Below are 18087 nucleotides of genomic sequence, written 5' to 3' on the forward strand. Positions count from 1 at the left end.
CGGCACCGGAGGTGTTCGTGCCAGCGTTCTCCGCTTGGCCGGCTGCGCTCGCCCGACCAGCTCCGCCGGCCAAGCTACCCGTGGCAGAACGGCCTACCGCGCACTAACTCCACCCTTGGACCACCGCCTGGGGGCCGATCAGCGCCCCCCTCCCCTGCTCCCAGCTTTGGCATCAGCGCCATTAGCATCGGTCCGAGCGAGAATTTGCCGACCTTGGCTAGATCGGTAAGCTTGCGCAGGTAGGCCCCCGCCGAGTTGATGGCAGTCCCCTTCTGCATGATGCAGGCGATGACCACGCACGCCTGTTCTTCCCCGAGCGCGCTCTTCGCCTCTTCCCAGGCGCTCGGACTGACACCGAGGGTTCGTCGGACGAGATCCGCTGTTGTCGCAAGGTCGGACCAGGTCGCGATGCCGTGGCGAGCGTAAAGCGCCCGAAATCGGTGGGCAGTTGCTTCGGAGACGCTGGCCGACCCACGCGACGTGCACGGGTGGCGTGTATGCGACGACCCGAAGCCGGGCCGTCGTTTCTCGCGACACCGCCTAGGTCACCCTCGGTCGAGTGGCTGGGCAACACACGCGATGCTATGGCGAGCCTGAATGACTGCTGCCCACGTGTTCCAGACGTAGGTCACTGCCTTACCAAGCCGCCTGCAAGCGGACATTCCCGGCTTCTGCAAAGGGTCGATAGTAACCTGAACGATTTGTCGGGGATCCGCCCATTTGACCGGCGATCGATTTAACCGCAGGTCCGCTGGCGAAAAATGTTTGCATTTCTGTCGGTAAACCGTGTCGGCTATTCAAACGTCGGCAAAACGTGCGCCTCTGATGGTGGTAGCGGCGATGCTCGCTCGTCCGGTTTGGCGCATCGCGCTACCGAAACTAGCAAGAGGGCTTTCAGCCAACTCCATCCGTACGGAGCTAGCTCGCTCAATGTCCGCTTCTGGGCATCGCCTCAGGGATCCGGAACGACCGGTTTGGGTGGCAACCGGACTTTGACCGTCTGTCCAGAAGCAGACCTTCCGCATCCGACCCAACCCATTCGTCGGGATTGCCGTTAGCGCTTACCGAAAGCATCCGTCAGTCTGTCGTCTGGGAGCTTCGGCCGTCTCGCAGGCCGTCGTGCTATCAGGGCTGAATAGGCTGCAGGCCCGGCACCGCCGCGAGGAGCGAGCGAGTGTAGGCGTGATCCGACTGCCGGAAGAGGTCGGCCGTGGGCCGCATCTCCACGATAGCGCCGCGATGCATCACGGCGATGCGGTCGCAGATCTTGGCCGCGACGCGCAGGTCGTGGGTGATGAACAGCATCGCGAGGTTCAGGCGCTGCTTGAGGTCTTCCAGCAGGTCGAGCACCTGCGCCTGAACCGAGACGTCGAGGGCCGAGACCGCCTCGTCGGCCACGAGCACGTCTGGCTCCATGGCGAGCGCCCGGGCGATGCCGATGCGCTGGCGCTGGCCGCCGGAGAAGGCATTGGGGTAGCGCTCGGCCGCGCTCGCCGAGAGGCCGACGAGGTCGAGGAGCTCGCGGGCCCGGGCGCGGGCCTCCCGCCGAGGCGTACCGTGCGCGATCGGGCCGGCGGTGATGATCTGCTCGACGGTGCGGCGCGGGTTCAGGGATGCGAACGGGTCCTGGAAGATCATCTGGATGCGCCGGCGCTCGTCACGCAGCGCGCGCGGCGCCAACGCCGTGTAGTCGAGGCTGCCGAGGCGCACCGTGCCCCGGTCCGGCTCGATCAGCCGGATCGCGAGGCGCGCGGTGGTGGACTTTCCGGAGCCGGATTCGCCGACGAGGCCGAGGGTCTCCCCGCGGCGGACGTCGAAGGCCACCTCCTTGACCGCCGCGACCACGCGCGGCTTGCCGAACAGGCCGGCGCGCGTGGCGTAGGTCTTGGTCAGCCCGATGGCCGAGAGGGCGAGGGGCTCGGCCTCGCGGGAGGCGCGCGCCGGCGGCACCAGGCTCGGCACCGCCGCGAGCAGGGCCTGGGTGTAGGGGTGCTGCGGATGCTGAAGGACGGTCTCGGCGCTGCCCTGCTCCACCAGTCGCCCGCGCTGGAGCACGGCGACATGGTCGGCGATGTCCGCCACCACGCCGAAATCGTGGGTGATGAACAGGACGCTCATGCCGCGCCGCCGCTGCAGGTCGCGGATCAGCGTGAGGATCTGGGCCTGAGTGGTGACGTCGAGCGCCGTGGTCGGCTCGTCGGCGACGAGGATCGAGGGCTCGAGGGCGAGCGCCATGGCGATCATCGCGCGCTGGCGCTGGCCGCCGGAGAGCTGGTGCGGGTAGGCGCGCACGATCTGCCCCGGATCGGGCAGGCCGACCTCGGTGGCGAGCGCGACGGCCCGGGCCCTGCGCTCGGCCGGCGTGAGGAGGCCGTGCGCCTCGAACATCTCGGCGATCTGGTCGCCGATGCGCATGACCGGGTTGAGGGCCGTCATCGGCTCCTGGAACACCATGGCGATGCGGCGACCGCGAAGGCTGCGCCAGCCGCGCTCGTCCAGGGTGAGCAGGTCTCGCCCCTCGAACAGGATCTCCCCGCCGACCGGCTTCAGCGCGCGGGGCAGGAGGCCGGTGAGCGCGTAGGCGCTCATCGACTTGCCCGAGCCCGACTCGCCGACGACGCAGAGGATCTTGCCCGGCATCAGGTCGAGGGAGAGGTCCTCGACCGCGTGGGGACGGTCCGAGCCCTTCGGCAGCGCCAGGGTGAGATTCCGGATGCGGACGACGGGCTCGCTCATGCTCAGGCTCCCTTGAGGGCTTCACGCCGGGCGAGCACCGCCGGCCCGGTCTCGGCGAGGTCCCAGTACAGGCCCGCCATCAGCATCAGGGCCTCGCGCGAGGGCGGCCCGAGCAGGTGCTCGTCGGGGCCGTGCTGGAGGCAGGCCGGGTAGGAATGCGGCACCCACAGGGTCGGCAGGCCGAGGATCTCCGAAAAGGCGTCGTTGGGCAGCGAGCCGCCGAGGTTCGGCAGCAGGGCCGGCCGCTTGCCCGTGCTCTCGGCGATCGAGGCCAGCGCCCAGTCGACCCACGGGTCCTCAACGGGGAGCCGGGTGGCGCGGAACACCTCCGTGCGCGCGGCACGGACCTCGACCATCGGGTAGCCGTGGGCGTCGAGATGGGCGCGCAGGGCCGGCAGGATGCCTTCCCAGTCGGTGCCGACGACGAAGCGCAGCTGCAGCGTCGCCTTGGCGGTGGGCGGCACGGCGTTGAGCGGTCCGTCCGGGTCGCCGGTCTTGAAAGCCAGCACCTCGAGGGTGTTCCAGCCGAACACGCACTCGGCCGCGGTCAGTCCCGGCTCGCCCCAATCAGCGTCGATCTTCGGCGCGGTCGGATCGGTGCCCACAGTGATGTCGGCCAACGCCGCCCGCACGTTGTCGGGGAGCGCCGGTGGCCGCAGGGCGTCGAGAAGGATCTTGCCGCGTCCGTCGACGAGGGTCGCGATGGCGTTGGCCAGCACCGTGCCGGGGTTGCGCAGCAGGCCGCCCCAGTTGCCGGAATGGTGGCTGCCCTCACGCAGGTCCAGCACCATCTCGAAGGTGTAACCGCCGCGCGAGCCCAGGAAGACCGTTGGCCGCTCGGCGCTGACGCGGGGCCCGTCCGAGGCGATGAGCACGTCGGCCTTGAGCGCCGCGGCCTCGGCGCGGCAGAGGTCGCGCAGGCCCGGCGAGCCGGCTTCCTCGCCCATCTCGATCAGCAGCTTGGTGTTGAAGCCGAGGCGCCCGTCGCGCGCCGCCATCACCGCCGCCAGCGCTCCGAGGTTGAGGATGTGCTGGCCCTTGTTGTCGGCGGTGCCGCGGCCGTACCAGCGCTCGCCCTCGATGGTGACAGTCCAGGGGTCGAGGCCTTCGCGCCACTGCTCGGGATAGCCCCGCACGGTGTCGCCGTGGCCGTAGATCAGCACCGTGGGCAGCGCGTCGCCCTCGTGACGCTCGGCGATGAGGAACGGGCCGTGGACGCCGTCCGGGTTGTCGAGGATGCGGCTGGTGAAGCCGAGCGGCGCGATCCGCGGCACCAGGAAGTCGGTGAGGTAAGCCTTCAGCTTCGGCAGCTGCCCCGAGGTCTGGCTCTCGGTCGGGCGGGCGACGGCGTCCTGCAGCACGCTGAGGAAGCCGCCCTCGTCGTAGTGGCGCGCGGCGCGCGCGATCGCGTCGTGTCGGGACATGGGCTCACTCGATCTCGGTGCGGTGGGGTTTTTTGCGGGGCAAGGGGGGCTCAGCGCCGCCCCTCGGGGGCGGTGACGTCGCGGATGCCGTCGCCGAGCAGGTTGATCGCCAGGACGAGGATCAGGAGCGCGACGCCCGGGATGGTGATCACCCAGGGCTGGAAGAACATGTACGGCTTGCCCTCGGCGATCATCAGGCCCCAGGACGGCAGCGGCGGCTGCACGCCGAGGCCGAGGAAGGACAGGGCGGCCTCAAGCAGGATGGCGTGCGCCATCTCCAGGGTCGCCACCACGATGAGCGCGTTGAGGATGTTCGGCAGCACCTCCTGGAACAGGATGCGGGCCGGGGAGAAGCCCGTGGCGCGGGCCGCGGCGATGAAATCCTGGTCGCGGATCTGCCGGGTCGCCGCGCGGGTGACCACGGCGAAACGGTCCCAGAGCAGGAAGCCGAGCACCAGCACCACCACCTTCAGCGAGCCGCCGACGAGGGAGGCCATGGCGAGCGCGACCAGCACCACCGGCATGGCCAGCCGCGTGGTCACGACGTAGCTCACCACCGCGTCGACCCGGCCGCCGAAATAGCCGGCGCAGATGCCGAGCGTCGTGCCGATCACGCCCGAGATGGCGGCCGCCGCGATCCCGATCAGCAGGGAGATCTGGCTGCCGTAGATCAGGCGGCTGAGGTAGTCGCGCCCGAGCTTGTCGGTGCCGAGCACGTGGTCCCACGTGCCCTTCGCCTGCCAGATCGGCGGGATCAGGCGCCGCGAGACGTCCTGGGCGTAGGGATCGTGGGGCGCGATCAGCGGGGCGGCGAGCGCGCAGAGCAGGATGGTCCCGAGGATGCCGGCACCGATCACAAAGCCGCCGTGGCGGAGACCGCGCCGAAGCGCCAGGGCGGTGGGCGAGCGGGCGGCGGGCAGCGCCGCCGGCCTATCGGCCGGGAGGGCCGCCGGCGTCTCGGGCAAGCCGGCGCTGAGCGGGGAAGCGGATGGCTGGAGGGTCATTGGCGCAGCCGGGGATCGAGGAAGGCGTTCAGGAGGTCGGCGGCCAGCGTCAGAGCGATGTAGATCATCGCCAGGACCAGCACGATCGCCTGCACCACCGGGAAGTCGTTGCGGGCGATGGATTCCCAGGCGAGCTGGCCGAGCCCCTGGAGCGAGAACACCGCCTCGATCACGATCGAGCCGCCGAGCATGAAGCCGAACTGGACGGCGGCGAGCGCGATCACCGGGATCACGGCGTTGCGCAGCGCATGCCGGATCAGGATCTTTCGCGGCGGCAGACCTTTGGCGCGGGCGGTCCTGACGTAGTCCGAGGCCAGCACTTCGAGCATGCCGTTGCGGGTCAGTCGCATCACCGCCGGCATGGCGTAGTAACCGAGCGCGATCGCCGGCAGCACGAAGTGCTTCCAGGTCGTGTTGCCGGAGACCGGCAGCCAGCGCAGGTTCACCGAAAAGATCATGATCAGGGTCAGGCCGAACCAGAAGCTCGGCATGGCCTGGCCCAGCACCGAGACCGAGAGGGCGGCCCGGTCGATCCAGGTGTCGCGCCGGACCGCGGCGAGCACCCCGAGGGGGATGGCCACGAAGAGCGCCACGGCCAGGGCCACCACGCCGAGGAACAGGGTGATCGGCAGGCGGGCAGCGAGCAGGTCGATCACGCTCTCGCGGAAGTAGAACGAGTTGCCGAAATCGAGCCGGATCGCCCGGCCCGCCCAGGCGGCGAACTGAGCCAGAAGGGGCTGGTCGAGCCCGTACTGGACCCGGATCGCCTCGACCTGGACGGAGGTCGCCTCCGGCCCCGCGATCGCGGTGGCCAGGTCCCCGGACAGGTGCAGCAGCATGAAGCTCGCCACCGACACCGTCACGGCGACCGCCAGGGCCACCAGACTTCGTTGGATCATGAATCGCAGCATGGTCCGGCTCCCTCGGTCGGTCGGCGGTCGGTCGGCTTCAGGCGCCGGCCGTCACTTCCATTGCGCCGCGTAGAAGCGCGGCAGCTCGTCGGGCTGCGCCGTGAAGGTCAGGTCCGACGTGAAGGCGTAGTTCGTCGAGTACGAGAACAGCGGCAGGGCGTAGGCCTGGCCGGCGATGCGCTTGAGCGCTTCGGCGTACTTGACCTTCCGCACCGCAGGGTCGGTCGCCCCGTCCCCGGCTTGGAGAGCCGCGATAGTCTCGGGGTCCTTGGTCAGATCCTCGTCGCCGCCGCGGAAGTAGACGCCCGTGAAGGCCGAGACGTCGAGGACCGAGAACGACCCCCAGGTCTGGAAGGCGATCGAGACCTTGCCGCCGCGGATGAGGTCGCGGAGCGCCGCGTAGCGCAGGTAGTTCAGCCGGGCGGTGATGCCGACGGCGCGCAGGTAGCCGATCACGGCCTCGGCGTAGTCGCGCTCGCGGTAGGCGCCGAGATCGATCTCGAAGCCGTTCGGGTAGCCCGCCTCCTTGAGGAGCGCCTTGGCCTTGGCCGGATCGTAGCTGTAACGCGGCACGCCCTCGTCGGTGCAGCCGAACTGGTCGATGAAGCAGGCCGCGTTCATCACCCGGCTCCCGCCGCGCACGAGGTTGTCCACCATGGCCTTGCGGTCGACGGCGTACGAGATCGCCTGCCGGACGCGGGGATCCTTCAGGGGCGAGTTCTCCTTGGCCCGGCCGAGGGTGTCGAACTGCAGAAAGCCGACCCGCATGGTTTCGGCGCTGAGGACCGAGACGTTGGGGGCGCCCTTCAGCTGGTCGGCCTGATCGCTCGGCACGCGCCAGATCCAGTCGATGCCGCCGGTGACGAGCTCGGCCATGCGGCTGTCGGCGTCGGGGATGACGCGGAACTCGAGCTTGCCGATCTTGGCCGCGCCGATCGGGCTGCCGGGCCAATACTTGGCGAAGCGCTCCATCTTGACGCCGCGCCCGTTCTCGACCGCGGTGATGCGGTAGGGGCCGGTGCCGACCGGCGCCTTGGCGAAGCCGTCGAGGCCTACGCGTCTGAAATAGGCCGCCGGGAAGATCGGGGTCGGGCCGGCGAGGTATTCGAGCGCCGCCGGGAAGGCCGCCTTCAAATGGATGCGGACCGTGTGGGCGTCGACGACCTCCGTCGACTTCATCCAGTCGACGTTCTGCTTCGTCACCGTGCGGGCTTCCGGCGTCAGCACGTAGTTGAAGGTGAAGGCCACGTCTTCCGGGCCGAAGGCGTCGCCGTTGTGGAAGGTCACGCCCTCACGCAGGGTCAGTTCCAGGGTGACGGGATCGACCCACCGCCAAGAGGTGGCCAGCATCGGCTGGTAGGTGCCGGTCTTCGGGTCGCGGTAGATCAGAGTGTCCCAGACGTTGCGGGCTAGGATGACGCCCTCGCGGGCGCTGTTGTGGTAGGGGCTGACGTTTTCCGGCTCGGTGTCGGAGGCGTAGACCAGGGTGTCGTTCGCCTTGCCGGCAAGGGCCGGGACACTGGCGGCCAGCATCAGCAGGGTGAGCGCGGCGCATGCCGTGGAGCCGTGTCTCGCCATGATCCCGCTCGCCATGATGTCGGTCCTTTTCGCCCGTCCGCGCGGTCGGCCTCGTGCCGGCCGCATCGGTATGCCGCTTTTTTCGTCGTGCCATGGTGTTGTGCAATTGGCATCGCAACAAGTAGAATTTCGCGATTGCTGCCGTGCCGTTTCGGCAATCGACAGGCTTCCATGAACGTTTCGGGCCTCCGCTACGTCTTGGCCGTTGCCAGAACCGGGTCGATCGCCGCGGCGTCGACGCACTTGAACATCGCGGCGTCGGCGATCAGCCGGCAGATCTCCAACCTCGAGAGCGAACTCGGCTGCGTCCTCTTCGAGCGGCGCCCGCGCGGCATGGTGCTGAGCCCGGCCGGGGAGCTGCTGGCGGAACACGCGCGCCAGACCCTCCTGCGCGCCGAGCAGGTCGCGGCAGACATTCAGGAATTGCAGGGCCTCGCGCGCGGCTTCATCCGCGTCGCCACCTCGGAGGGCTTCGCCCTCGACCTGCTGCCCAACGCGATCGCGGAGTTCCACGCCGCCCATCCGGGCATCCGCTTCGAGGTGCAGATGTTGCCCCCCGCCCAGGTCACGCACGTCGTGGCGGCGGGCGACGCCGACATCGGCATCACCTTCGCGCTCGCCCCCTCGAGCCTGGTCGCGGTCGCCTACGACAACGCCGTCGAGATGGTGGCGCTCAGTGCCCCCGATCATCCCCTGGCGCGCCGACCCGCGATTCGGCTCGCGGACCTGAAGGCCTACCCGATCGCGGTGCCGACCCTCGACACCACCGCTCGCCGGGTCTTCGACGCGGCCTGCCTCGCGGAGGGCATCACCATCGAGCCGACGCTCACGGCCAACATCCTTTCCGCCCTGCTGCCCTTCGTCCGGCGGACGAAGGGGCTCGCGCTGATGTCGGCCCTCACGGTGCAGACGCCGGTGCGCCTCGGCGAGCTCGTCTGCATCCCGGTGCATGCGCGGATGAGCCTGATGCGGGGCATCCAGGTCCAGGTGATGCGCGACCGCAAGCTGCCGCACGCCGTCCAGGCCTTCCTGCGCCGGCTCGTCGCCGCGCTGCCGCCGACGGAGCCCGGCGGCGTCTGACATCGGTCGGCCGGTCCGGCGCAAGTCGGCTCAGCCGTTTCGGAAGGTGTAGCTGTAGCCGTTGAGCGCCGGGGCGCCGCCCAGATGGGCGTAGAGCACCTTCGCGCCCTTGGGGAAGAAGCCCTTCCGCACGAGGTCGATCATCCCCTGCATCGACTTCCCCTCGTAGACGGGGTCGGTGATCATGCCCTCCAGCCGGGCCGAGAGGCGGATCGCGTCCACCGTCTCCTTCGAGGGCACGCCGTAGACCGGGTAGGCGTAGTCCTCGTTGAGCACGATGTCGTCCTCGGCGATCGCCGGCGCGCCGACGAGGGCGGCGGTATTTTTTGCGATCTCCAGCACCTGAGCCTTGGTCTGGGCGGGCGTGCAGGACGCGTCGATGCCGATGACGTTGCGGGCGCGCCCGTCGGCGGCAAAGCCCACCACCATGCCGGCATGGGTCGAGCCGGTGACGGTGCAGACCACGATGTAGTCGAAACGCAGGCCCATCTCGGCCTCCTGGGCGCGGACCTCCTCGGCGAAGCCGACGTAGCCGAGGCCGCCGAACTTGTGCACCGAGGCGCCGGCGGGGATCGCGTAGGGCTTGCCGCCCTTGGCCTTCACGTCCTCCAGGGCCCTGGTCCAGCTCTCGCGGATGCCGATGTCGAAGCCGTCGTCGACGAGCTGCGTCTCGGCGCCCATGATGCGGGACAGCATGATGTTGCCGACCCGGTCGTAGACGGCATCCTCGTGCGGGACCCAGGCCTCTTGGATCAGCCGGCACTTCATGCCGATCTTGGCGGCGACCGCCGCGACCATGCGGGTGTGGTTCGACTGCACACCGCCGATCGAGACCAGGGTGTCGGCCCCGCTCGCGATGGCGTCGGGCACGATGTACTCGAGCTTGCGCAGCTTGTTGCCGCCGTAGGCGAGGCCCGAATTGCAATCCTCGCGCTTGGCGTAGATCAGCACGTCGCCGCCGAGATGAGCCGTCAGCCGCGGCAGGTGCTCGATCGGGCTCGGGCCGAAGGTCAGGGGATAACGCTCGAACTTCGACAGCATGGGCGACGTCCTTTGTTGGTCAGCCCGAGAAAGCTAGCAAAATCGGTGCGGAAGGTGCTCTCGAAATGTGCCGTCGTTTCCTGTTGCGATGAGACGATCTGCAGTCTTAGACGAAAGATCGTTGCGCCATCACCCATCGGAATGGAAGGATCGTTCATAAGTGCTCGGCGAGGGCGAACGAGCCGTGAGCTTCGCCGACGGCTTTATGATGGGCGGCCGCATGTGCGATGCCGTCCGGGCCCGGTGGACGAGGCCAGCCGCCCGGCCGCCGATTCGTCCCCGGCCGGCTCGGCACGCCGGCCCGGGCGATCCGAGCCGATTTCCGTCACAGGACACCGCCCGTATGAGCGCCGCCTGCACGCCCCCGCTCGATCTCCCCGACGCCGTGCGGGATGCCAAACCCACGGTCTGGCGCAACCCGCGCCTGGGCCGAGCCGCCGAGATCCTGCCGGGCCTGACCTTCGGCCTCGCGGAGGTCGCGGCGGCCGAGGCGCGCTGGCGCCGCTTCGATCCGCTCCTCGCCAAGCTGTTTCCCGAACTGGCGACCGGCCGGATCGATTCGGCTCTCCTGCCGCTCTCCGCCGACTTGGCCGCCCTGGTGTCGGGACGCCCGGGGGCCTCGGCTTGGGTGAAGGCCGACCACGACCTCCCGATCACCGGCTGCATCAAGGCGCGGGGCGGCGTCTACGAGGTGCTGGTCGAGGCCGAGCGGCTCGGCCTCGCGGCGGGCTGGCTGTCGGGCGCGCCCTCCTATGCCCGCCTCGCCGACCCGGATGTCCGGGCGGCCTTCGGCGCCCACACGATCGCGGTGGGAAGCACCGGCAACCTCGGGTTCAGCGTCGGGGTGATCGCCCGCGCCCTCGGCTTCCAGGTCGAGGTGCACATGTCCCACGACGCCAAGGCGTGGAAGAAGCGCCGCCTGCGGGACCTCGGCGCCCGGGTGGTGGAGCATGCGGGCGATTACGGCAGCGCCGTCGCCGCCGCGCGGGTCGCCTTCGAGGGCCGCGCCGACGCGCACTTCGTCGACGACGAGAGTTCGGTCGACCTGTTCCTCGGCTACGCGGCGGCGGCCTTCGACCTGCAACGCCAGTTCGAGGCGGCGGGCGTGAGCGTGGACGCGGCCCATCCCCTGTGCGTCTACCTCCCCTGCGGCGTCGGCGGCGCCCCGGGCGGCGTCACCCTCGGCCTGAAGCTGCTCTACGGCGACGCCGTGCGCTGCGTCTTCGTCGAGCCCGTCGCCGCGCCCTGCATGCTCGTGCAACTCGCCGCAGGCTCGGCGCGGTCGGTGAGCGTCTACGAGATCGGCCTCGACAACCGGACCGCGGCGGACGGCCTGGCCGTGGCCGCCGCCTCGATGCTGGTGGCCGGCACCGTCGGCGCCCTCGTCGAGGCCGTGGTGACGGTGAGCGACGCCGACCTGTTCGCCTGGCTGCGCGATCTCTGGGACCGGGCGGCCTTGCGCCTCGAGCCGTCGGCGGCGGCGGCCTTCGCGGCGGTGGGGCCGGCCTGCGGCGTCCTGCCGGACGTCGCCCACGCGACGCACGTCGTCTGGACCACCGGCGGGGCGCTGCTGCCGGAGGCGGAGTTCCAGGCCGCCCTCGCGCAAGCGGCTTGAAATCGAGCCGCGGAGGCTGAGTGCTCAATCCAATGAAGGCCTGTCGTCCAATAGGCCGCGGCGCCGGCGCCATACGGCAGACGTCATAACGTACCGGGGCCGCCGTTCGTCCGGTTTCCTGGGAATTCGCCGACAGCTGTCCGACCGCTTTCCACCCGACGCGGTCGTAGAGCGGACAGACGGGTTCCGACCCATCCCGGTCGTAGAAGCCGGTCATGGCGACACCGCGGAAGCAGACAGCCGCCTTGTTGCCCGTCCGACGAAACGTCGGTCCAAGATGTACCTATTCGGAAGCAGCTCTTTCATCGCGGGAGAGCCGAAGGCGTAACGTGTTCTTGAGCGCGCCGCGGAGGCATGACCGCAGCCTACAGCCGGATTCCGCGGACTGAACCCACAAAGTTGCCCCAAGCCGCCGCTAGCGTGGTACTTCGGCGCGATCGCGGCACATGCGCAACTCTGAAGCGACCGTTCTGTGCGCATCCTCGTTCTCGAAGACGACCCCGTGCTTTCGGACGGCCTGGTCTCAGGGTTGTCGTTGCATGGCATGACCGCGGACTGCGTTGCCACATGCGGGGACGCGATGTCGATCTTCGATGCGACGCATTACAGCGCGGCGATCTTGGATTTGATGCTGCCCGACGGCTCCGGACTGGACGTGCTGAGCCACATCCGCGCGCGGGACGACGCCACACCGGTCATGGTCCTCACCGCGATCGACGCCGTCGCTGACCGGATCGCCGGGCTCGACCGCGGCGCGGACGACTACATGGGCAAGCCGTTCGACCTGGGCGAGCTCGCAGCCCGGCTTCGTGTCATGATCCGGCGGGCGGCAGGACGCGCCTCTGCAACCTTCGCGTGGCGCGACCTCACGATCCACTTGAGCAGCCGGTTGGTCGCGCGGGCGGGCGTCGCGCTTAACCTTTCGCGCCGGGAGTTCGCCTTGCTGGAGGCGTTGATCGAGCGGCCCGGCCGTGTGTTGTCCCGAAGCCAGCTGGAAGCCCGCCTCTACGGCTGGAACGAGGAGATCGGCAGCAACGCGCTTGAAGTTCATGTCCACAATCTGCGCGCCAAGATCGGACGGGACGCGGTCGAGACCGTGCGCGGCCTCGGCTACCGCATCCGGGAGGAGCGTGCGTGAACTCCCTGCGCATGCGCCTGTTCGTTACCCTGGTCACGGCAACCGGGCTGCTCTGGCTCGCCGCCATCGCCTGGACCTATGTCGACAGCCGCGCCCAGTTCGAGAGCATCCTCGACCGCCGCCTCATGGAGGCGGCCCGCATGGTCGACAGCTTGTTCACGCCGGCGCGGGCGGGGGCCGCACGGCAGGTGGCCGAAGACGGCGACGCCCTTGCGCGGGTGGTGCGTTACGACCGTCACCTCAGCTGCCAGATCTGGTCCCTGGACGGGCGCCTGATCGGCGCCTCGGACGGGTCGCCGGATCCGGTCTTGTCGGACCAGCACGAAGGGTTCTCGAACCGCGTGGTCGAGGGTCAAGCTTGGCGTGTCTACGCCCTGTCCGACCCGGCCAAGGGCTTCCGCATCCTCGTGGGCGACAATCTCGGGCAGCGGCGGCAACTGGAGCACGGCCTCGTCGAAAGCCTGCTGCTCACCGCCGGTTGCGTCCTGCCGATCCTGGCGCCGCTCATCTGGCTCAGCGTCGGCCGGGGCCTGCGGCCGTTGAACCGCGCGACCCGCGACCTCGCCGCCCGGGATGCCGACAACCTGGAGCGGGTCGAGACCGGCCGAATGCCGTCGGAGATCCGGCCGCTGGTCGATGCGCTGAACCGGCTGTTCGGTAAGGTCGCGGCTGCGCGCGAACACGAGCGCACCTTCCTGGCCTATGCGGCGCACGAGTTGCGGACGCCGCTGGCCGGCCTGAAGACGCAGGTTCAAGTGGCCATGAAGGCGCCCGGCGCCGCCATGCGGGATGCCGCCCTCGCCCAGACCCTGCGCGCGGTCGATCAATCGGCACGCCTCGTCGAGCAACTCCTGACGGTTTCGCGCCTCGACAGCGGCGGGCGCCCAGCCACCATCGCCTGGATCCCCGTGGAGGAGCGCCTGCGCGATCTGCTTGCAGGGATGGGCGGCGTGCCGACGTCGGAGCGCGTCGCCTTCGCACCCGCCCTCATCGAGCTTGAGATCCAGATGGACGAGGACCTGTTCGACCTCGCCATGCGCAACCTGATGGAGAACGCCCTGTCGATGACCCCCCCGGAGGGGGCGATCACCTGGGATGCCGCGCTCGGCGCGGATGGAAGCGCCACCCTGTCGATCACCGACGAGGGACCCGGCATTGCCGAGTCGGAGCGCGCCCTGGTGATCCAACGCTTCGTGCGCGGCAGCCGGCGGGCGAAGCTCGGCAGCGGCCTCGGCCTCTCGATTGTCACCATGGCGCTGATGCAATCCGGCGCCCGCCTGCACCTCGACGGACGGGACGGCGGCCCCGGCCTGAAGGCGAGCGCGATCTTCGGCCCCGGGCTCGCCAGGCGTGCCCCGCCCGCTACGGCTCGCCTTTGACCCGGGCGAGGTAGTCGACGATCACCCGCGCATCCTCCGGCGTGATCGGAGCTTTGTAGGCGGTGATCATCTTGTCGACGACCGCATGCCACTCCTCCCGCGAGAGGGCGGGCTGGTTCAGGGTGTGGTCGGCGGAGTGACAAGCCGTGCAGTTCGACGCGATGACGTCGGAGCCCGGCCCGGCGGGGAAACCAACATCGTCGCCGAAGGGTAAGTCGATTTCGGGCGTCGGGCGAAGCTCCAGCGGCGCGGCGGCGAAGGCCGGCACCGGGCCGGCAAGAAAGCCGGCAATGAGGCCGGCCAGCAGGGTGGTGCGGAGGGATCGGGACATGGTCGCGTGCACCCCTCAGGCCGCCACGAGGTCGAGGGTCTCGACCTGGTTGGACATGTACCCCCCCGGGTTCCAGACGCGCCGCATCGGCTGCATCACCCGGTCGGTGTTGATGCAGCGGGCTATCACGGTGTGCGCCCCGCGAGCGGGGAGGCTGATCGTGGCCTGCCATTGCCGGAAGCTGTAGGTGCCCTCATCCTTGCCAAGGGTCGTGGGCTGCCAGGTCCGGCCGCCATCGAGCGACAGGTCCACCGCGGCGACCCCGCGGTCGCCCCCGAAGGCGATGCCGCGCACCGGTTGCGGCGCCCCGACCGGGACGCTGTCGCCCGGCTTGAGGTTGGTCACGAATGCGCGGGGCAGGTTCCGGGTGATCGGGATCATGCCGAAGCCCTTCTGCCCGGGCTCGACCGTGTAGTGGGGCGTATCCGGCACCCGGTAGCTCCGGGTCGTCCAGACGCTCGGGTCGGGGTGGTCTGTCACTTCGATGTCGTCGAGCATCTTGATCCAGTAGACGGCCGACCAGCCGGGGACGATGAGCTTGAGCGGGAAGCCGTTGAGCATCGGCAGTTGTTGGCCGTTCATCGCAAAGGCCAGCATGACCTCGCCGTCGCGGGCGTGATCGATGTCGAGAGCCTTCACGAATTTCGGTGCGTCAGGCAGCTGCGGCTCATCGAGGCCGCCGAACTGCACATGGGTGGCCCCGGCCTTCACGCCGGCGCGATCAAGGACATCCTTGAGGCGTACACCGGCATAGAGAGCGTTGCTCATGGAGCCGTTCGCCCATTGGGCACCGGCGATCCGGGGCTGCGCGTAGAGACGCGAATTGCCGGCGCACTGGCTGACCGCCGCGATCTCGAAGCGCGGCAGATCATGGATCAACTCACGCAGCGACAGCGCCTGCGGCCGCTCGACGAGGCCGTGGACCTTCAGGGCGAAGCTGTCGGTGTCGATGCGAGTCGGGAAGGTGGCCCAATGCCAGCTGACGAAGTGCTGGTCGTTCGGGGTGAACACGCCGGTGTCGAAGACCTCGAACGGCGTCTCCAGCCAAGGCGGCCGGGTGCGCTGGACGATCATACGCCCCTTCTCGGGATATATCGTGGTCATGGGCCGGGTGCTCGGGCCGCCCGGGATATGAAAATCAAAGGTGTCGGCGCGAGCTCGGCCGGCGAGAAGTCCCATCCCGCCGAGGGCGGCGGCCGACAGAAGGCCGCGGCGGCTCGGCGACGATAACGTGGTGTGTTGAGGCATCGAATCCAAAGTTCCGCTGAGCCGGAGCCCAAGAGGCCGGCGCAGGGTCTCCGCGCCCCTCAGCTTAAGGGCACCTTAAATGCGCTGGGGCTCGTCGTGGAACGTGGTTGGGTGAAGCGAGGCGTGAGGCTAGTTTCACCAACAGCCGAGCCGCGTTTACGTTTGTAAATCGCAGACGTCAGCCTCGGTCGACTTGGTGGCCCAATCCCAGAGCGCATGCGCAAGGAGTGCGAAGAGGATCGCGAATGGGCGCGACAGCGTCTGCTTCTTCGAACTCTCGCTCAAAAGCGGACCGGCGCCTATCCACCCAACCCGGTCATCGATCTCCACCTCAACAGCCTCGAAGCGGACGTTCCGAGGGCCTGCTTGGGGTCGACACCGGACGGACGGTCACCTGATACTGAATGTCCGCTACCGGGCGTTGAGCTGATGTCTGCTCATGGCGCCTTGCCGACGCCACTTTTGTGCATTTGCGGGGATTGGGGATCGAGTCGACTACCTTGGTATTTTGCTTGCCTCGAACCCCCTGTGGAGCACAGGAATTCGGCCTTGGCACTGAGCGCGGCATCGTATCAACTGCCTATGCGCACGAATATGAAGCGCGTGCAAGATCAATGATTTAAGCTAGGTTCTTTGCTGAGTTGGTTCTGGGTGAGCATCCTGGCGCCCCACCCATTTGCAGGCCAAAGATTCAGTCCAGTCCAGTCGGCACGGGAATTTTCTCCACCTCCGGACATAACGTTGAAATCGAGCAGTCTTCGCCGTAGAGCTCGCTGGCGTCGCCACGACTATGCCCCATCAGTCTGTCCCTTATCTCTGGTGGCACACCGGAGTTTCTACATATGGTTGAGAAGCGATGCCTGAAGGAATGGCTCGGACTGATACGGGAGTCCGTTATTCCTACTTTTTCTCTGACCCAGCGACTGATAAACTTTGTCTCATTGCGTCCTCGACTACCGAATCGGTCTGGCGTTGCGTTAATAAACAAATACTGACTCTTTGAAAGCAAGATAAAGTCTAAAAATCCTTCTCGGATAAAACTTGGGTGAATCGGAATAATACGTTTTGAACTAAGATTTTTCAGTTTTTTTTACTCTCCTTCGTGTCGGAGGTTTCTAGCCACTCCCCTTCGCTGTCATACTCGGTGGTCATTCGGAAGTAGTGCATGCCATCCGATGTCGTGATGCCGGATCTTTCGAGTTGGCAGATCTCGGAAATCCGGGCGCCGGTAAAGCAAGCGATCCACGGTACCCACCGCCGATAGCCCGTACGATCCCGTGCCGCCCTCAAGACACGGGCAGCTTCTGCGTCGGTGAAATCGCGCTTCGTCGATCGTCGTTGCCCCTTCACGGCGGTACGGGGCTGCTTCAAACCGGAGAAGGGATTGACCGGGCATTTGCCATTCGCCACGGCCCAGCCGTAGATCGCTTTGACGGCGTAGAGGTCGTTCGAAACGCTCTTCGCTGACCGGTAGACGAGCGAAGCGATCTTCCAGTCCGATGCATCCGACAGACGAGCACTTTCGAACGTGACACCGCGCTCCGCAAGGAAGGCCGTCCACCGGCGCACCCTGCTGGAGAACGTATAGAAGGTTTTCTCGGTCGGCGCCTGATCCGTCTTCCAGCCTTCCAGAATCTGCTCCGGGCTCGGTGCCTCGATCCTCTCCTGCTTCGGCCGAGACACGGCCTCCATTCGAAGGTCTTCCTTCGTCGGGGGCAAGGGTGTGGGTCGGGTATTCCCGGAGTGCCGGTCCTTGATGATGGCCATCACCTCGAGTTCGGCTTCGACGAACGCCAGATGGAGACGACGATCCGCTGGCGATCCGAACGCGATGTTCAACCCGGCATCGAGCACGGTCATCATGGCGTCGAAATCGAAGTGCGTGGCGGTGCAGTCGCCGCGCGCGTTGGCATCACGCAACTCGGCCTCCCGCGACGCGATCTCCCGCCCGAGTGCGTCGAACCCTTCGCGACTGAGGGGGTCGGCGCCCCGCCGCCGCGCTTCATCCGCGGCGAGCTTGCGATGGCGGAACGTCGCGACCAGTCCCTGAAGAACCGTGTCGTCGAGGTCCGAGAGTTTCGGCTGAGCGCTGAGAGCCAGACGGCGCTTCGCCAAGCGGACGAGTGCGTCCGCCTCGCCATCCAGCCGGCGGGCCCGATCGCGTGCCACGTCCGCGTCGCGGGTGCCGAGGCTGACCCAGAACTCGCGGCCGGCCCGCCTTCCCTTCAGCGAGACGGGCGCGCTTTCGTCGAAGATGCCAGGCCCTGCCGTTCCGAGCACCGCCGGCATGTCAGCGCGCAGCGCATCCGGGATGGTGCGACGGACATAGAAGATGCCCCGACGCTGGACGAGACCCACCATCTGCCTCATGGCTTCGTAGCACTCCTTCGTAGCAGGAGCGCGCTGAAAGGCCTACGGCATCAAGAAGATACCGTCATTACAGAGGCTTAAGGGCGATTTGGCGTAACTGGGGCAGATCACCGGGCGGTGGCGTTTTGCGGTTTGGCTCGGGCGTGATTCAACATGCGGCATGGCGCTGCCGGATCCCGATGGTTTGGATGCCCTTTCGCTGAGCGAGCTTCGCGGGCTTGTCGTGGGCCTG

Annotated in this window: 13 protein-coding genes and 1 pseudogene; 4 read left to right on the forward strand and 10 right to left on the reverse strand. The window is 68.0% G+C overall.

The features are described 5' to 3' along the window. Nucleotides 1-74: 74 nt before the first annotated feature. The 6 genes and pseudogenes from repC to MKK68_RS26940 form a co-directional block, all read right to left on the reverse strand. Nucleotides 75-416 (reverse strand): annotated as a pseudogene (gene repC / locus MKK68_RS26915) (replication initiation protein RepC); the annotation flags it as partial. A gap of 709 nt (nt 417-1125) precedes the next feature. Continuing rightward, nucleotides 1126-2736, reverse strand: coding sequence for an ABC transporter ATP-binding protein (locus MKK68_RS26920; protein WP_244033481.1), 1611 nt, complete (start codon nt 2734-2736; stop codon nt 1126-1128). A gap of 2 nt (nt 2737-2738) precedes the next feature. Further along, the gene (locus MKK68_RS26925; protein WP_244033482.1) at nt 2739-4160 is read right to left on the reverse strand and encodes a M20 family metallopeptidase; all 1422 of its coding nucleotides are present in this window, start codon (nt 4158-4160) and stop codon (nt 2739-2741) included. A 50-nt stretch (nt 4161-4210) separates the two neighbouring features. Further along, nucleotides 4211-5164: an ABC transporter permease gene (locus tag MKK68_RS26930; RefSeq protein ID WP_243988465.1), complete on the reverse strand. Its 954-nt coding sequence runs from the start codon at nt 5162-5164 to the stop codon at nt 4211-4213. Next, nucleotides 5161-6075, reverse strand: a complete 915-nt coding sequence (locus MKK68_RS26935) for an ABC transporter permease (protein WP_243949671.1) — start codon at nt 6073-6075, stop codon at nt 5161-5163. The genes MKK68_RS26930 and MKK68_RS26935 overlap by 4 nt, the downstream gene beginning before the upstream one ends. A 51-nt stretch (nt 6076-6126) precedes the next feature. Further along, complete coding sequence (locus MKK68_RS26940) at nt 6127-7653, reverse strand: ABC transporter substrate-binding protein (protein ID WP_409567333.1); 1527 nt, start codon at nt 7651-7653, stop codon at nt 6127-6129. Between the two features lie 171 nt (nt 7654-7824). On the opposite strand from MKK68_RS26940, the gene MKK68_RS26945 reads away from it, so the two are divergent. Then, nucleotides 7825-8733, forward strand: a complete 909-nt coding sequence (locus MKK68_RS26945; RefSeq protein WP_243949675.1) for a LysR family transcriptional regulator — start codon at nt 7825-7827, stop codon at nt 8731-8733. 30 nt (nt 8734-8763) lie between these two features. Here the strand turns inward: MKK68_RS26945 and MKK68_RS26950 are convergent, their stop codons facing one another. Continuing rightward, entirely contained in the window at nt 8764-9774 is a 1011-nt protein-coding gene (locus tag MKK68_RS26950) for a 1-aminocyclopropane-1-carboxylate deaminase (RefSeq protein WP_243949676.1), read from the reverse strand. 343 nt (nt 9775-10117) lie between these two features. Between MKK68_RS26950 and MKK68_RS26955 the strand changes: the two genes are divergently transcribed. The 3 genes from MKK68_RS26955 to MKK68_RS26965 all read left to right on the forward strand — a co-directional run bounded on the left by MKK68_RS26955 (nt 10118) and on the right by MKK68_RS26965 (nt 13906). Continuing rightward, nucleotides 10118-11389, forward strand: a complete 1272-nt coding sequence (locus MKK68_RS26955) for a D-serine ammonia-lyase (protein ID WP_244033483.1) — start codon at nt 10118-10120, stop codon at nt 11387-11389. 472 nt (nt 11390-11861) lie between these two features. Further along, a complete protein-coding gene (locus MKK68_RS26960; RefSeq protein WP_244033484.1) occupies nt 11862-12527 on the forward strand; it encodes a winged helix-turn-helix domain-containing protein in 666 nt (221 codons plus the stop codon). Continuing rightward, nucleotides 12524-13906: a sensor histidine kinase N-terminal domain-containing protein gene (locus MKK68_RS26965; RefSeq protein ID WP_244033485.1), complete on the forward strand. Its 1383-nt coding sequence runs from the start codon at nt 12524-12526 to the stop codon at nt 13904-13906. The genes MKK68_RS26960 and MKK68_RS26965 overlap by 4 nt, the downstream gene beginning before the upstream one ends. On the opposite strand, the gene MKK68_RS26970 is transcribed toward MKK68_RS26965, so the two are convergent. The 3 genes from MKK68_RS26970 to MKK68_RS26980 all read right to left on the reverse strand — a co-directional run bounded on the left by MKK68_RS26970 (nt 13890) and on the right by MKK68_RS26980 (nt 17855). Then, nucleotides 13890-14237: a cytochrome c gene (locus tag MKK68_RS26970; RefSeq protein ID WP_244033486.1), complete on the reverse strand. Its 348-nt coding sequence runs from the start codon at nt 14235-14237 to the stop codon at nt 13890-13892. The two genes, MKK68_RS26965 and MKK68_RS26970, sit on opposite strands and share 17 nt — an antisense overlap. Nucleotides 14238-14252: 15 nt before the next feature. Then, nucleotides 14253-15485: a molybdopterin-dependent oxidoreductase gene (locus MKK68_RS26975; RefSeq protein WP_244033487.1), complete on the reverse strand. Its 1233-nt coding sequence runs from the start codon at nt 15483-15485 to the stop codon at nt 14253-14255. Nucleotides 15486-16565: 1080 nt separating this feature from the next. Then, the gene (locus tag MKK68_RS26980) at nt 16566-17855 is read right to left on the reverse strand and encodes a site-specific integrase (protein WP_244033488.1); all 1290 of its coding nucleotides are present in this window, start codon (nt 17853-17855) and stop codon (nt 16566-16568) included. Between the last annotated feature and the right edge of the window lie 232 nt (nt 17856-18087).

The organism is Methylobacterium sp. E-016 (assembly GCF_022829745.1).
Classification (GTDB): Bacteria; Pseudomonadota; Alphaproteobacteria; order Rhizobiales; family Beijerinckiaceae; genus Methylobacterium.

Coding starts and splice junctions, on each gene's coding strand:
- MKK68_RS26935 (WP_243949671.1), bottom strand. CDS start 6,075: ATGCTGCGATTCATGATCCAACGAAGTCTGGTGGCCCTGGCGGTCGCC.
- MKK68_RS26955 (WP_244033483.1), top strand. CDS start 10,118: ATGAGCGCCGCCTGCACGCCCCCGCTCGATCTCCCCGACGCCGTGCGG.
- MKK68_RS26920 (WP_244033481.1), bottom strand. CDS start 2,736: ATGAGCGAGCCCGTCGTCCGCATCCGGAATCTCACCCTGGCGCTGCCG.
- MKK68_RS26970 (WP_244033486.1), bottom strand. CDS start 14,237: ATGTCCCGATCCCTCCGCACCACCCTGCTGGCCGGCCTCATTGCCGGC.
- MKK68_RS26930 (WP_243988465.1), bottom strand. CDS start 5,164: ATGACCCTCCAGCCATCCGCTTCCCCGCTCAGCGCCGGCTTGCCCGAG.
- MKK68_RS26980 (WP_244033488.1), bottom strand. CDS start 17,855: ATGAGGCAGATGGTGGGTCTCGTCCAGCGTCGGGGCATCTTCTATGTC.
- MKK68_RS26940 (WP_409567333.1), bottom strand. CDS start 7,653: ATGGCGAGACACGGCTCCACGGCATGCGCCGCGCTCACCCTGCTGATG.
- MKK68_RS26950 (WP_243949676.1), bottom strand. CDS start 9,774: ATGCTGTCGAAGTTCGAGCGTTATCCCCTGACCTTCGGCCCGAGCCCG.
- MKK68_RS26975 (WP_244033487.1), bottom strand. CDS start 15,485: ATGCCTCAACACACCACGTTATCGTCGCCGAGCCGCCGCGGCCTTCTG.
- MKK68_RS26925 (WP_244033482.1), bottom strand. CDS start 4,160: ATGTCCCGACACGACGCGATCGCGCGCGCCGCGCGCCACTACGACGAG.
- MKK68_RS26945 (WP_243949675.1), top strand. CDS start 7,825: ATGAACGTTTCGGGCCTCCGCTACGTCTTGGCCGTTGCCAGAACCGGG.